This is a genomic window from Mycobacterium sp., assembly GCF_035499775.1.
In the GTDB taxonomy this organism is placed as follows: Bacteria; Actinomycetota; Actinomycetes; order Mycobacteriales; family Mycobacteriaceae; genus Mycobacterium.
Genome location: NZ_DATJYB010000088.1, coordinates 1 through 14,899, shown reverse-complemented (window position 1 = coordinate 14,899; position 14,899 = coordinate 1). Strand labels below are relative to the sequence as shown.

11 protein-coding genes and 2 pseudogenes are annotated in these 14,899 nt (G+C 65.8%); 5 read left to right on the top strand and 8 right to left on the bottom strand.

The features are described 5' to 3' along the window. Window positions 1-59 precede the first annotated feature (59 nt). Window positions 60-3,317 (top strand): DEAD/DEAH box helicase, encoded by a 3,258-nt coding sequence (locus VML93_RS05410; RefSeq protein WP_325608439.1) that lies wholly within the window; start codon window positions 60-62, stop codon window positions 3,315-3,317. Window positions 3,318-3,335: 18 nt separating this feature from the next. Here the strand turns inward: VML93_RS05410 and VML93_RS05405 are convergent, their stop codons facing one another. Beyond that, window positions 3,336-4,286: an alpha/beta hydrolase gene (locus VML93_RS05405; RefSeq protein WP_325608437.1), complete on the bottom strand. Its 951-nt coding sequence runs from the start codon at window positions 4,284-4,286 to the stop codon at window positions 3,336-3,338. Window positions 4,287-4,296: 10 nt separating this feature from the next. Next, window positions 4,297-4,902: a TetR/AcrR family transcriptional regulator gene (locus VML93_RS05400; RefSeq protein ID WP_325608435.1), complete on the bottom strand. Its 606-nt coding sequence runs from the start codon at window positions 4,900-4,902 to the stop codon at window positions 4,297-4,299. A 358-nt stretch (window positions 4,903-5,260) separates the two neighbouring features. On the opposite strand from VML93_RS05400, the gene VML93_RS05395 reads away from it, so the two are divergent. Next, window positions 5,261-5,503: a DUF1918 domain-containing protein gene (locus tag VML93_RS05395; protein WP_325608433.1), complete on the top strand. Its 243-nt coding sequence runs from the start codon at window positions 5,261-5,263 to the stop codon at window positions 5,501-5,503. A 60-nt stretch (window positions 5,504-5,563) separates the two neighbouring features. Here the strand turns inward: VML93_RS05395 and VML93_RS05390 are convergent, their stop codons facing one another. The 5 genes and pseudogenes from VML93_RS05390 to VML93_RS05370 form a co-directional block, all read right to left on the bottom strand. Further along, the gene (locus tag VML93_RS05390) at window positions 5,564-6,466 is read right to left on the bottom strand and encodes an SPFH domain-containing protein (RefSeq protein ID WP_325608431.1); all 903 of its coding nucleotides are present in this window, start codon (window positions 6,464-6,466) and stop codon (window positions 5,564-5,566) included. 172 nt (window positions 6,467-6,638) lie between these two features. Continuing rightward, window positions 6,639-7,241: pseudogene (locus VML93_RS05385) on the bottom strand (nuclease-related domain-containing protein); the annotation flags it as partial. A 372-nt stretch (window positions 7,242-7,613) separates the two neighbouring features. Then, a pseudogene (locus VML93_RS05380) lies at window positions 7,614-7,928 on the bottom strand (PE family protein); the annotation flags it as partial. Between the two features lie 72 nt (window positions 7,929-8,000). After that, entirely contained in the window at window positions 8,001-9,638 is a 1,638-nt protein-coding gene (locus VML93_RS05375; RefSeq protein WP_325608429.1) for an acyl-CoA dehydrogenase family protein, read from the bottom strand. A 64-nt stretch (window positions 9,639-9,702) separates the two neighbouring features. Continuing rightward, the gene (locus tag VML93_RS05370; RefSeq protein WP_325608488.1) at window positions 9,703-12,006 is read right to left on the bottom strand and encodes an MMPL family transporter; all 2,304 of its coding nucleotides are present in this window, start codon (window positions 12,004-12,006) and stop codon (window positions 9,703-9,705) included. A 171-nt stretch (window positions 12,007-12,177) separates the two neighbouring features. On the opposite strand from VML93_RS05370, the gene VML93_RS05365 reads away from it, so the two are divergent. After that, window positions 12,178-12,744, top strand: coding sequence for a TetR/AcrR family transcriptional regulator (locus VML93_RS05365; RefSeq protein ID WP_325608427.1), 567 nt, complete (start codon window positions 12,178-12,180; stop codon window positions 12,742-12,744). Between the two features lie 7 nt (window positions 12,745-12,751). Next, window positions 12,752-13,312 carry a TetR family transcriptional regulator gene (locus VML93_RS05360; RefSeq protein WP_325608425.1) on the top strand — a complete coding sequence of 187 codons (561 nt, stop codon included), beginning with the start codon at window positions 12,752-12,754 and terminating at the stop codon, window positions 13,310-13,312. 66 nt (window positions 13,313-13,378) lie between these two features. Here VML93_RS05360 and VML93_RS05355 read toward each other — a convergent pair whose 3' ends face one another. Next, on the bottom strand, window positions 13,379-14,158 hold the full coding sequence (locus VML93_RS05355; protein WP_325608423.1) for a VOC family protein: 780 nt from the start codon (window positions 14,156-14,158) through the stop codon (window positions 13,379-13,381). 406 nt (window positions 14,159-14,564) lie between these two features. Between VML93_RS05355 and VML93_RS05350 the strand changes: the two genes are divergently transcribed. Then, window positions 14,565-14,899 (top strand): FIST N-terminal domain-containing protein (locus VML93_RS05350; protein WP_325608421.1); only part of this gene is annotated, 335 nt, incomplete at its 3' end.

Below are 14,899 nucleotides of genomic sequence, written 5' to 3'. Positions count from 1 at the left end.
GGTGTGCCACGCGGCGTGGTCGGGCGCTCTTGTCGGACCCCGTCGTTACGGTTGCGGCCATGCAGTCACTGATGTATCCGCCGATCGACCTTGACAGCACGGTCGACGTCCTTGACGCCGATACCTGGCGCCGTGGCGTGTCCTACGCGCAGGAGGGTCGGGTGCTGAGTTGCGTGTGGGACCCCAAGCTGCACAGCCTTTTCGGTGGTGTTTGCGGCAGCAACGACCGCATCTACACCACCAGGGTGCAGCTGTGGTCAGCAGACTTCGCTACGTGGGATGTCGAAAGCGGGTCCTGTAGCTGCCCGGTGCAGGTCAACTGCAAGCACGTCGCGGCGATCGTCCTCGCCGCCGCTGTGCCGAACGGGGTGTCTGCCCAACGTCAGCCGCCCCTTCCCCTTCCCCCGGCTCCCCCGGCATGGCGCCAGTCGTTAGACGCGCTGCTTCCGTCGGCCCCGACGACCGATCGCATCGGGACACCGCTGGCGATCGAGCTGAGCCTGACGGTGAGCGGGGCGTCGCGCACCCTCGACGCACGGGTGGTGCGGCCAGGCAAGCGTGGCGGGTGGGTCGCCGGCGAACTGAGCTGGGGCAAGCTGCACATGCTACGCCACAGCGGTTACTGCGAAGCTCACCTTCGAGTGCTGCAGCAGCTCTACGCGGCCTGCGGGGCCTCGAACTCGAATCAACTTGGCTACTATCGCTATTCGTACGGGTCGTATTCGTACGGCGACGGGAAGACGATCTCGCTATTGCGATTTGATTCCCCGCAGTTGTGGCCACTGTTGGACGAAGCGCGCCGGGTCGGGTTGCGGCTGCTGCAGGCACGACCACAGCTCGAAGTGCCGGCGTACGCCACGGCACAATTGTGCCTGGATGTGACGGTCGACGAAGCGGACGATCTCGCCGTCGCGCCCACGCTCCGGGTAGACGGCATTGTCGCCCGGGCGTTGGCGTTCATCGGATCATCGGGTCACGGCGTCGCATACGCCGACGGCAGGTTGCGGCTGGCCAGACTCGACAAGCCGGCGCCTGAGGCGTTACAGCGCATGGCGCTCGCGGGTACGCCGCTGGTCATACCCGCCGACGAGGCGCAGCGCTTCGCCGCCGAGTACTACCCGAGGTTGCGACACATCGCTGACATCACATCGTCGGACGAATCGTTCACCCCGCCCGCGATCGCAGGGCCCACGCTGGTGCTGCGGGCCGACTACCAGGACGAGCACCGGCTCGAGTTGACGTGGGAATGGGAATACAGCCTGGGCGGCAAAGCTTTTCGCCTTCCTGTCGGCGGGTCGGAGTATGCCGATTACCGTGACCTGCCAGCGGAGCAGGCGCTCGCCGCGAGCCTCGAAGCGCCGTTGGAGCAGTTGGGGCTTCGAGCCGCGGCCGGCACGCTCAGCGGAAAGTCGCTGTCCGGCCTGGACACAATGCAATTCGCCACCGAAGTCCAACCCCTGATCACCGACATCCCCGATGTCACGCTGGAGATGATCGGCGACCCGGTCGACTATCGGGAAGCGGGCGGCTCTCTCGTCATCGCGGTGACGACGGACGCGGTGGCCGGCGAGACGGACTGGTTCGACCTGGGCGTCACGATCAGCATTGAAGGCAAACAGGTTCCATTCGTCAACGTGTTCACCGCGCTCGCATCCGGCCAATCGCACCTGCTGCTTCAAGACGGCGCTTATTTCGCCCTCGACAAGCCGGAGCTAGTGAAGCTGCGTCAGCTTATCGAAGAGGCCCGCGCTCTCACCGACGCCGAAGAGGGACCACCCCGGATCAGCCGATTCCAACTTGGGTTGTTCGACGAGCTCGCCGAACTCGGCGTCGTGACGAGGCAGGCCGACGAGTGGCGGCGCCAGGTCGACGGGCTGCGCGCGCTGCAGGGCGTAGAACCGGCGACGATACCGACCGGCCTGCGCGCCGAACTTAGGCCATACCAGGCCGACGGCTACTCGTGGCTGGCAACGCTCTACGCCCACGGGCTCGGTGGCATCCTCGCCGACGACATGGGCCTGGGCAAGACCATCCAGACGCTGGCGCTCATCTGCCAAATCCGTCAGCAAAACCCGAGCATGGCACCATTCCTGGTAGTGGCGCCCGCCAGCGTGGTGGCGAACTGGGCCGCCGAGGCCGCGCGATTCGCCCCCGAGCTGTCGGTAGTGCCGCTCTACGACACCCTGCGCCGCGCGGGCGCCGACCTCGACGAGCTGGCGGCGGGCGCACACATCGTGGTCACCTCCTACACGCTGTTTCGGCTCGACTTCGACACCCACGCCGCCCGAACGTGGTCCGGGCTGATTCTCGACGAAGCCCAATTCGTCAAGAACCGCCACGCCAAGACCTACCAGTGCGCACGGAGGCTGGCCGCACCGTTCAAGCTGGCCATCACCGGTACACCGATGGAGAACAACCTTATGGAGCTGTGGTCACTGCTGTCGATCACCGCACCCGGGATGTTCCCCAGCCCGACCAAGTTCGCCGACTTCTATGCCAAACCCATCGAAAAGACCGGCGATCCCGAACTTTTGGGCCTGTTCCGCCGGCGCATCAAGCCGTTGGTCAAGCGCCGCACCAAAGAACTCGTGGCCGCCGAGCTGCCCGCCAAGCAAGAGCAGGTGCTCGATATCGAGCTGCCGCCGCGCCACCGTGCCCTCTACAACCGGCGACTGCAACGAGAGCGGCAGAAAGTGCTCGGCCTGCTGGATGACCTGCAGCGCAACCAGTTTACAATCCTGAAGTCGCTGACGGTGCTGCGACAGATGGCGCTGCACCCCGGGCTCGTCGACCCCGCGCACGACACGTTGGCCTGCGCAAAGATCGACGCGCTCGCCGAACATCTGCGCGACGTCATTGACGGCGGCCATCGCGCACTGGTGTTCAGTCAGTTCACCCGTTTCCTCGGCCGCGTCCGCGACCGCCTTGACGCCGAGGGAATCAACTACTGCTATTTGGATGGGCGAACCCGCAGCCGCGCGAACGTGATACAGCGGTTCAAGGACGGAAACGCACCGGTCTTCCTGATCAGCCTCAAGGCCGGTGGATTCGGGCTGAACCTCACCGAGGCCGACTACTGCTTTCTGCTCGACCCGTGGTGGAACCCGGCCACCGAGGCCCAGGCCATCGACCGCACACACCGCATCGGCCAGACCCGAAACGTCATGGTGTACCGGCTCATCGCCCGCGACACTATAGAAGAGAAAGTAGTGGCTCTCAACGCCCGCAAGGCGAAGCTATTCGCCAGTGTCATCGACGACGGCAACGCGTTCGGCTCCACACTCACCGCCGACGACATCCGCGGACTGCTCGCCTGAGCCGTGCCGCAAGCTATTTCATCGGTGTTCCGCAGTTGGTGCGGTCGCGCCCGTGGCGCCGATGTCGTGGCGATCGAGCCAACGCGCGACGGCGCGGATCACTTCGTCGGGTGCCTCGAGTTGCGGTGTGTGTCCGACGTCATGGAGAAACTCGTTGTCCCACCGGGGATTAGCGGCGGCCGCGATGTGTGCGGCGGCGATGGGCACTAGCCGATCCCGATCGCCGTGGATGAGCAGCACCGGCTGCGCCAGCGACCGCATGGTGTTCTTGAACTGCCGCGGCCTGAGCCCGGCCCGCACAATCGACCGTGCGGCCTGCAGGAAGGCGGCATCTTGGGGGGGCATGTGACGGCGACGGTACGCGACGAGTTCGGTGGCGGCGTCCATCACCTCGGGGGAGCTTCGGCGCGGATCGGCGAAGCACAGGTTGATGACTCGTTCGACGAGCTCGCGGTCGGTTCTGGATCGTCTGCTGATGTCCATGAAGGCCTCGCCGATTCCGGGAAGGGCGTACATCAGGAACTGTGCGGCGACTTGGGGGTCGGGTACCTCGACGGGTCGTGGCAGCGCCGGATCGACCAGTACGGCCGCGGCGACGGCCCGCGGGTTGGCGGCCGCTTCCAGGATCGTGACGGCGCCGCCCATCGAGTTGCCCATCAAAATGACTGGACCACCGACGATTTCGTTGATGAAGCGGTCGAGCACCTTCGTGTTGGCTTCGATGCTGGTCCTTCTGCCCGCAGCGGGTGAGAACCCGAATCCGGGCAGGTCGATGGCGATCACTCGGTTGCGCTCGGTGAGCGGTCGGGCGATCCTGACCCAGTTCAGGTGGGAGCCCCCCAGTCCGTGCACCGCGACGATGGGCGGAGCTCCCGTCGGCCCGCCGAAGTCCGCCCAGTGCACCGGTCCAGCGATGTCGCTGACGTGACTGGTGCCGCCCCAGGGCTGGGCGAGTTGTGGATGCGTCATGTGTTCGGTCCTATTCGGTGGGTGCGTTGACGAGGCGAAGGGCTAACTGGGAGTGGAGCTTGGCAACGGTTTCAGGATCGGCGTAGCGCCCGGCCGGGAACCAGCGGCAGACGTCGACACACAGCGAAATGATCGCGAGGGTCACGCCCTCGGCGTCGGGAACCGCAAAAGACCCGTCGGCGGCGCCTGCTTCCACGATCTCTCGAAGATGCCGGGTCAGTTTGCGGCGCAGCCCGACGATCACTCGGTAGTGGTCCGGCGAGAGTGCTGTCAACTCGAACTCGACCACCTTTGACCGGCCGTGGTAAGCGGCCTGCGTGCGGGCAAATTCGGCAACAACGGCCCGTAGGCGATCGGCGGGCGATTCGCTGACCGGATCGGCGGCCTTGAGCCATTCGACGGTCTTTTCATGGCCCTCGTAGGCGATGACGAAAAGTAGTTCTTCCTTCGATTTGTAGTGCGGATACATCGCGGCGGCGCTCAATCCGAGGCGTGCCGCGATGTCACGGGTGGTCGTACCGCCGTAACCATGTTCGGCGAAGGCTTCGATCGCGGCGGCCCTGATGCGCGCGGCGGCCTTGGAAGTGCTGACGACGCTCGCCGTCGTCACGCTCACCGGGCCCTCGGCATGATGCGACTGTAAGCGAGCGCTTATTTATAAGCAATGGCTTAGTCGATTCGCAAAACTCGGCCTCGGAACCACAGTGAACGCCGCCGTGATCCGGGATCGGCGGCTGAAAGGCGGGTGTAAGAAGCTTCCCGTCTGGGCGCTCTCTATCAGCACTTCCAAGGCTCCAGTCCTTCACACGAACCTTGTCACGGTAGAGGTCGATTCAGCACACCCGGAGAGGGTTCGAGTCGTCGGAGACGACAAGGGCCGCTGGTCCGCCTGAACCCTCACGCTTCCGTTCAAGGATGAACGCGCGCACGATGGAGTGGTCCGCGGTCTCACGAGGACGCGAAGGGAGCGGGCGATGAAGGCGAATGTCGGCGACTACCTCGTCGTGAAGGGCACCACCACCGAACGGCATGATCAACATGCTGAGATCATCGAGGTGCGCTCTCAAGACGGCTCTCCGCCGTACGTGGTGCGTTGGCTGGTGACGGGCCACGAGGCGACGGTGTACCCCGGGTGTGACGCGGTGGTCGTCACCGCCGCCGAGCACACGGAAGCCGCACGGCGCGCTGCGGCACGGGCCGGTCACGCCACGACATAGCCACACGGCCGTTCCGCCAGACCCGCTGGGGCAGTTCCAAGTTCGACGAAGATCTTGTCCTTAGCCGCTACGAACGCCACCGGGCCGGTCGGAATACAGACCGCTGGCGTCGTCGGGAATCCGCGGGTCCGGCTTTGACATCTTGCCCTTCGGAGCCGCGGCCGCGGCAGAGGGCGTCGCGGCTTCGTCGTCCCGGCTCCCGGATGCCTGCGGTGTTGCTCGTTCTAAGAACCGGAGCAGTTCGACGGGGAAGGGAAGCACCAGGGTGGAGTTCTTCTCCGCGGCGACCTCGACCACGGTTTCCAAGAGCCGCAACTGAAGCGCAGCCGGGTGCAGAGCCATCGTCTCGGCCGCTTGAGCCAGTTTTTCAGACGCCTGCAGTTCACCATCGGCGGTGATCACCCGAGCCCGCCGCTCACGTTCCGCCTCGGCTTGGCGCGCGATCGACCGCTTCATCGAATCCGGCAGTACGACGTCCTTAATTTCCACCCGATCGATGTGCACACCCCAGCCCACCGCCGGGCTGTCGATCATCAACTCCAGGCCCTGGTTGAGTCCCTCGCGATTGCACAGTAGGTCGTCCAAGTCGCTTTTGCCGATGATCGAACGCAGCGATGTCTGCGCGACCTGGCCAATAGCGGACACATAGTCCTGCACGTCGACAACCACACGCACCGGGTCCGCGACTTTGAAATAGATGACGGCATCCACGCGCACGGTCACGTTGTCGCGGGTGATGCCATCCTGGGCGGGCACCGGCAGCGTGATGATCTGCATGTTCACCTTCTTGAGGCGATCGGCGATGGGCATCAGCAACGTGAGTCCCGGTCCACGGACCCCGGTTTGCACGCGCCCGAAACGAAAGACGACGCCTTGTTCGAATTGCTTGACGACCCGGACGTTGGCGCCCAGCAAGAGCACACCAAGGCCGAACACTGCGGCCACTACGTAAAGGATGATCATGATGTCCTCCACTTCCGCCTCGGCAAGATCTGATGCTCGGCAAAGGCGGGCGACTTACGGCCGATGAGATGTCGACACCCATCCAGTATGGACCGATAACTTCCAGACGTGCTCGAACCGAGGTGCGCAGCCTTGGCCGTCATAACCGGCCACGCGCGGTGACTCAGGCGACAGCGTCCTCGTCCTTCGGGATGTCCGACGCGGGCTTGCGCCGGGGGAATCCGCGCCCGCCGAGGGCGGTCTGCAGCTGCTGGATACCCGTTTTGTCGAGCAGCGGCCGCTCGAGTTCCTGGTTGACGAGGACGTGACGCAGCCGGGGCGCGAGAGTGGGCAGTTGGGTTCGGTCGATGACCTTCCAGCGCGGACAATCCGGCAATGCGAAGTCCTGCGGCACGTCGGTGTTGGGCAGGACGACGATGTGGTCCCACCGAAGTCGGCCCCGGGTCCAGCGCGGGTCTCGTTCGACGAAGTTGCGAAGCGCATAGCAGGCTTCCCGGGCCTGGCGGACGGGTTCGATTTTGACGTCCTTATTGCGTCGCTTCTGCCGCCAGTGGGTGCCGTCATGCCAGACTTCGCCGCCCTTGACCTCGACGCACGCGATCCCGGCTCCCTCGATGGCGACGGTGAAGTCGATCTCGTGGTCCTTCAGGTGGTCGGTGACGCGCTGGCCGACGATGACGAGGTCGGCGGGTAGAAGCTGCTCGATCAGGGCTTCCCACACCATGCGCTCGGCGCCGTTGGCCAGATTCGGCATGTCGTCACGAGTGATCGTCATGGGGCCGTCGATTCCGTGCGCTCGCCGATCACCGCCGTGCTGAGCGTCTGGGCTGCGCGGAGCATCGCGACCTGCCACGGAAGTTTCTCGGGCAGCGCTGGGCGGCGCGCCGGGTGGCCCGAAGCTACGACGGGTGGACGTCTCGTCGGACGCGCCGCCACCCCCCTGCCTGCCGGCCCCAACGGCGGGGACCAGCAGCCCGGCGGCGCCGGCGGTGGGGCCGGCGCCGAGCGATGGCCCGCCGGCACCCCCGGCCCGCGGCACCATCGTCTCAGCGAGGTTGCCGATCAGCGGGCGGCCTGACAGCGCCACGGGCGGACTGAGCACACTTTGCACTGGCGGGCTTTGCAACGGCGCGGCGTTGGCCGCCTCGGTGGCCGAATACGAACCCCCAGAGTCCCTCAGGGCCTGCGCAAACTGCTGATGAAACTCGTCGGCCTTGGCGCTGAGCGCCTGAAAGTCCTGGGCGTGCGTTGAGAAATACGCGGCGATAGCCACCGATACCTCGTCACCGGCCGCGGCCACGACCGCGGTGGTCTGCGCTGCCGCCACCGCGTTGGCCGCGACTAGCGAGGTACCGATTTCCTCCACACTCGTCACCGCCGTCACCAGCAGCTCAGGGATCACCGTCAGAAGCGACACCGCGCTGTCCTCTCCTCGGTCACCCCCGTCGGCAGGTACCAGCATAAACCGCGATGCTGGGTCTCTCGCACTATCTTTTCCACGTTTGGGCGCTGATGCCCGGGATGGCGCCGGCGATCAGCCCTTGACCAGGGCGCGCTCGAGGACGGGGGCGAGATCCAGCCCCGTCGGCAGCGTGCCGAACGCCCCTCCCCACTGCCCGCCCATCCGGGTGGCCAGGAACGCCTCGGCGACCGCGGGGTGGCCGTGGCGCACCAGCAGCGAGCCCTGCAGCGCGAGGCTGATGTCCTCGGCGATCTTGCGGGCGCGGTACTGGATGGTCTGCAGATCTTCCAGGTCGGCTCGCAGTGCTGCGACATGCTTATCCAGCCGCGCGTCGTGGCCGGTGGTGGTGGCCAGTTCGTCGAAGAGCACCTCGACGCAGGCCGGTCGGGTGGCCATGGCGCGCAGGGTGTCCAGCGCGCTGACGTTGCCGGACCCTTCCCAGATGCCCATCAGCGGGGCTTCGCGGTACAGCCTCGGCATGCCCGAATCCTCGACGTAGCCGTTGCCGCCCAGGCATTCCAAGGCTTCGGCGGCATGTGAGACGGCGCGTTTGCACACCCAGTACTTGCTCGCCGCCAGTCCGATCCGGCGCAGCAGCGTTTCTCGTTGGTCGCCGCGCACCGCCTTGTCGGTGGCGCCGGCCATGCGCATCGCCACGATGGTGGCGGCTTCGGCTTCCACCGCCAGGTCGGCCAGCACATTGCGCATCAGCGGCTGGTCGATCAGATAGGCGCCGAACGCCTTCCGGTGCTGGGCGTGATGAATCGCCCGGGTCAGCCCGGTGTGCATGCTGGCGACGCTGCCCAGAGTGCAGTCCAGCCTGGTGAGGTTCACCATCTCGATGATGGTCGGCACGCCGCGACCCTCCTCGCCCACCAGCCACGCCGTGGCGCCGTCGTATTCGACCTCGCTGGACGCGTTGGCGTGATTGCCGAGCTTGTTCTTCAGCCGCTGCAGGAACATCCGGTTGTGGCTGCCGTCGGGCAGCACGCGCGGCAGCAGGAAGCAGGACAGGCCGTTGGGTGCTTGGGCGAGCACCAGGACGATGTCGCTCATCGTTGCCGAGGTGAACCACTTGTGGCCGACGAGGCTGTAGCTGCCATCAGCATTGGGGCCGTTGGGCGTGGCCCGGGTGGTGCCGGCCCGCACGTCCGAGCCGCCCTGCTTCTCGGTCATCGACATGGTCGCGGTGATGCCGGCTTTGGTGGTGGGCGGCTTGAGTTCGGGGTCGTAGTGGCGGCTGGTCAGCAGCGGCTCGTAGATCTTGGCGAGCTCGGGGTTGTAGCGCAGCGAGGGGACGACGGCATAGGTCGCCGAGATCGGGCACACGTGACCGGGCTCGGGGGTCCAGACCAACATCTTGGCTGCGCGCACGACATGGGCGCCCGGACGGTCGTCAGCCCACGGGGCGGCGTGCACGCCGTGGGTGATCGCCGTGCGCATCAGCTCGTGGTAGGCCGGGTCGAATTCGATCTCGTCGATGCGGTGGCCGTAGCGGTCGTGGGTGTGCAGGATCGGGCGGTTACGGTCGGCCAACTCGCCCCAGCGCTGGGCCTGCGCGCCGCCCGCGATGGCGCCGAGTTCGGTGACCTCGTCCAGACCCCACTGGCCGCCCTCGCGGATGAGTGCTTCGACGATCACCGGCGAGGTCGCTGGGTTGTGGTCCGTCAGGGGCGGGACCTGGTTGGTGACGAGGTGCGTGTCGGGCATGTTGGGTAGCGTTACAGTTCGTCGACAGTCGCACAAGAGTGTGTAATGCCGGCAATTACCGGAGCTACCCGCCGCGGACTCCTGCGATTACGGGTTGGCTCGGGTCCGCCTCATGCGCCGGCGGCGCGATGGAGTGACCGTCGTTCAGCCCGAGACGTTTGTGTAGCCGGACCAGCGGCGCGGGAGCCCACCAGTTCCGTTGTCCGAGGACGTGCATGAATGCCGGCACCAGCACCATGCGCACCAAGGTGGCATCGGCGAGGACGGCCAGCGTGAGGCCCAGCCCGAACATCCGCAGGAAGGACACGTGGGCCGCGATCAGTGCCGCGAACGAGATCGACATGATCAGGGCGGCGGCGGTGATGACCGGGCCGGTGCGGGCGATTCCCCGCGCCACGCTTTCGTCGTTGTCCCCGTTGGTCTTTCCGGACGCCAGTGCGAATTCGCGTATCCGGGAGACGAGGAACACCTCGTAGTCCATCGACAAGCCGAAGGCGATACAGAACAGCAGCACCGGGATGTTGGCGACCAAGACCCCGCTGGGCGTCGTCCCCAGCGCGCCGAGGTGCCCGTCCTGGAAGATCCACACCATCGCGCCGAAGGCGGCGGTGAGTGAAAGGACGTTGAGTACCAACGCTTTCAGTGGCATCACGACGCTGCCCGTCAACAGGAAAAGAAGTATGAACATGAAGCCGGCGATCAGCCCGACCACCAAAGGCAAGTGTGATGCGATGGCATCGAGGCTGTCTCGATTGATCTGGGCGGTGCCGGTGAAATCGACTTCCTCGCCGCCAGGAGTCGGGACCGCGTGTAGGCGGTCAAGTTGAGTTTCGGAGCGATCGGAGAACAGCGGAGCTGTGCTGTCGACGGTGAGGAACGTGCTGCCCTGCTTCTCTGCGGTGGGCGCTGACGGTGGTCCGACCGGGACGCCGTTGACAAACGTGCCCGTTGGGACCGACACGCCCGAGACGTCGGGTACGCGAGACAGATCCGCCGCGTATCGGCTGATGTCGTCGCCGGTCAGGCGACCAGTGTGCGGGATGACGATCGTCACCGCGGTTTCGGAGTTGTTGGCGAAGTCGTTGCGCAGTTCGTCGCCAACTCGGTGCGCAGAGGCCGAGTGCGGCAGCACGCGGTCGTCGGGGAAACCCCATTTGATGTTCAGGAACGGCAGACCAAGGAACATCAAGAAGGCGACCCCGGTCAATCCGATCGGTAGGGCTCGGCGGATGACGAACCTGGTCCAGCGATACCAGAACTGCCGCTGGAGGGGAGTCGGGACGGGCTCCGGCCGGCCCGACAGGCGGCGGACGAGCCGTCGGACATCCCACGACTCCAGCCGGTCGCCGAGCAGGATCAGCGCGGCAGGCGTGACAACCACGGCGGCGAAGGCGGCGAACGCGACGGTGGCGACACCCGCGTAGGCGAAGGACTTCAAGAAGTGCATCGGGAACAGCACCATCAGGGCCATCGAGAGCGCGACCGTCGTCGCCGAGAACAACACGGTGCGACCCGCCGTGACCACCGTGCGAACGACGGCGACCTCGCGGTCTGTGCCGTCGGCCAACTCGTCGCGGTACCGGCTGACTATCAACAGCGTGTAGTCGATGGCCAGCGCCAGACCCAGGGCGGTGGTCAGGTTGAGGGCGAATATCGAGACGTCGGTGGCGAACGAGATCGTGCGCAGCACCGCCAGGGTGCCGAAAATCGCCATTCCACCCACGGCTACGGGAAGCGCTGCGGCGAGCAGACCGCCGAACACCCAGACCAGTACGACGAAGCTGAGCGGAATCGCGATCGATTCCACCAGCCGCAAGTCGCGCTGCGACTGCCCGGTGATCTGCACATTGACCATCGCGACGCCGCCGGTCTGCACGGTGACACCGTTACGGTCGTGCTTCACCTGCGCCGAAAGCTTTTGGGCAATCTTCTGCTGCTCGCCTTCGTTTCCCTTGATGCCCGCAATGATCAGCCCGGATGTCCGATCCTTGCTGACGAGCGCGGCGGCGGCCTGCGGCGGGACTGTCCACGGCGAGGTGACGCTCACGACATGCGGCGAGCTTTTCAGTTGGTCGACGATTTCGGTGCCCGCGGCTCGGGCGGCTGGACTCTCAACGCCGTCTGGCGTCGAGACGGTGACGAGCAGCTGCACGTCACCCTGACGGTACTTGTCGGTCAGGAGCTTGGTCGCCCGTGCCGATTGCGATGTCGGGTCTTGAAATCCGCTGGCGGACAGGCTGCTTGCGACGGGGATACCAAAGATGGCCGCGGCCACCGTCACGAGCACTGCGATCCCGAGGGTCCGCCTCGGCGCCGCGATCGCGAGCCCAGCGATGCGGTCTAGTACGCCAATCCGATGCTCGCCCATCACCGTCTTACGAGTCGCGATGCCAGACCGTTCAATGCCGCCAGCCATGGGGACCACCCGCCGTCCAAGAGCTCGATTTCAACAATCGGTGACTTTTGTCAACATTCGGTGACTTAGACCGTACGCCGTCCTGGCCGCCGAAGTCAACAGCGGCTGACATAGAGTTTGGGGATGAGCACAAAACGGCCTCGCAACGCCGCCCAGACTCGCGCCGACATCCTCTCGGCGGCGCGCCGCCGTTTCGCGACGGAAGGTTTTGAACGCACCACCCTGCGCGCCATCGCGGCGGACGTCGGTGTGGATGCGGCGTTGGTGATCCGCTACTTCGGCAGCAAGCAGGACTTGTTCGCCACGGCTACCGACTTCAGGATCGAGCTGCCGGACCTGACCGGGGCGGATCCGGACCACATTGCGGACATGCTGTTGCCGCGGTATTTCGCGGTGTGGGAAGACGACCACACGTTCCTGGCGCTGCTGCGGGCGGCGATGACGAGCCGGATCGCAGCGAACACCCTGAACGAGACGCTGGCCAAGCATGTAGCGCCGACGTTGATGGGCGCCACACCAGACCATCACCTGCAGCGGATTGCGTTGACGGATGCGTTCGTCATCGGGCTCGCCACGACCAGGTCTGTGCTCGCCAATCCGCCGGTGGCCAACCTCAGTCGTGAAGAACTCAGCCGCTGGGCGGCTCCGATCTTCCGGCAGTTGCTGGTTGGACCGGCACCGACGGAATGACTCGGATATGACCAAGACGCGACCTCGCAATGCCAGCCAGACGCGCGCCGACATCCTGTCGGCGGCACGACGCCGCTTCGGCGCCGAGGGATACGAACGGACGACCCTGCGGGCCGTCGCCGCGGACGTCGGTGTGGATGCGGCGCTGGTGATCCGCTACTTCGGCAGCAAGCAGGACTTGTTCGCGGCAGCAGCCGATTTCGCGATCGAATTGCCGGACCTGTCGGATGTCGATCCCGACGAAGTTGCGGGCCTGTTGCTGCCGCGGTTCTTCGCGGTGTGGGAAGACGAGACGTTCGTGGCGCTCTTGCGCGCCGCGATAACGAGTCAGGTCGCGGCCGATACGCTGCGGCGGGTGTTCGCGGAGCAAGTCGCGCCCAAATTGATCACCGCCACGCCAGACAATCCGGTTCAGCGAATCGGGTTGATGGGTGCGTTCGTGATTGGGCTTGCCACGACGAGATATGTGTTGGCTAATCCACCGGTGGCCCACCTCAGCCGCGAGGAACTCAGCCGCTGGGCCGCCCCGGTCATTCGGCAGCTGTTGGTTGGGCCGGCGCCCGCCTAGTCGTCCTGGTCTCGGGTTCGGCGATCCGCGTTTTGCTGAATGCGTTGTGGCGCTTCGATTTCGGCCCTACATCTGCTGTGCCGGCTTCAGCACGCTGAACACTGCGCCCTGCGGGTCGGTCAAGACAGCCGACCGCCCCACCGACGGTATGTCGAACGGCTGGACCATGACCTGCCCGCCGCCCTCGGCCGCCTTGGCCGCTGTGGCGTCGGCATCGTCGACGGCGAAGTAGACATGCCAAACGTTGGGGACACCTTGCATCGGCGGTTCGGTGCAACCGCCGACATCGTTTCCACCGACCTTGAGCAGCGTGTAGTTCTGACCGGGTGCCATCTCCACAGCGGAGTGCGTCAAGCCGACCACGGCTTCATAGAAGGCCAGCGCAGATTCCGGCTTGTCCGTGATCAATTCGTTCCAGATAGGCGCGCCTGGCTCGCCGACCAGCGTCGCGCCGATGTGGCGGTTGGCCTGCCACAGCCCCACGGCCGGGCCGGTCGGATCGGCGACGACAGCCATCCGGCCGGCTTCGCCGATATCAAAGGGTGCCATCAACACCTGCCCGCCCGCGGGTCCCACCTTGTCGACCGCCGCATCGACGTCATCCACCGCGATGTAGGTGTTCCACATCGGCGGCCTGCCCTCTGCACCCGGCGGCATCGGCGCGATTGCCGCCACCGTTTCTCCGTTCACCGTGGCCATGGAGTACACGCCGCCTTGAGGCATCGGGTTGTCGTCGTAACTCCAGCCCAATAGCGATGCGTAGAACTGCTTAGCCGCGGACTGATCGGTGGTTTGCAGGTCGACCCAGTTGGGCGTGCCCTGGGCGTATTGGCTTATCTGAGGCATGATTCACCTTCCATCTGGCGAACGCACCCGCCGGTGTAGCAGACGAGTCGATCGAGGATTCCGGCATCGGGCCCGGTAGCAACGGTTCGACGAAGGTCGCATGGCCACGCCTTCCGCGTGACGAGCTTGCGGCAAACCCCCAGCACATACCCGGACACCGGCTCTCAGACTACGCCCTGCCGACCGGTAGCCATAGCGAAATCCCAAGTGTGGAATCGAAATTCGAGGGAGCTGGCGTGACTGGCCTGGACGATTCGGCGTTCGTTCCTGCACCCGTCGAACACAGGACTCTCGGCGACCCACCGACGCAGGGGTTTTAAGGTCGCGCCGCCGCTCGGCCGCGGGCTGCGCAAACGGCGGCGAACGTGAACGTTTCGTCGCACCCTGGGCGGCGCATCATGGAAGGGTGCGGATCGGAGTTGGGGTTTCCACCACGCCCGATGCACGGCAGGCCGCGGTGGAGGCCACCGCGCACGCGCGCGACGAGCTCGCGGGTGAGGCGCCGTCGCTGGCGGTGCTACTTGGATCGCGATCACACACCGACAAGGCTGCGGACGTCCTCAACACGGTGCAAGAGATGGTCGAGGCGCCCGCGCTGATCGGCTGCATCGCCCAGGCAATCGTCGCCGGCCGCCACGAGATCGAGGACGAGCCCGCGGTGGCGGTGTGGCTGGCGTCGGGCCTGGCCGCCGAGACGTTCCAGCAGGACTTCGTCCGCACCGGCTCGGGTGGCCTGATCAC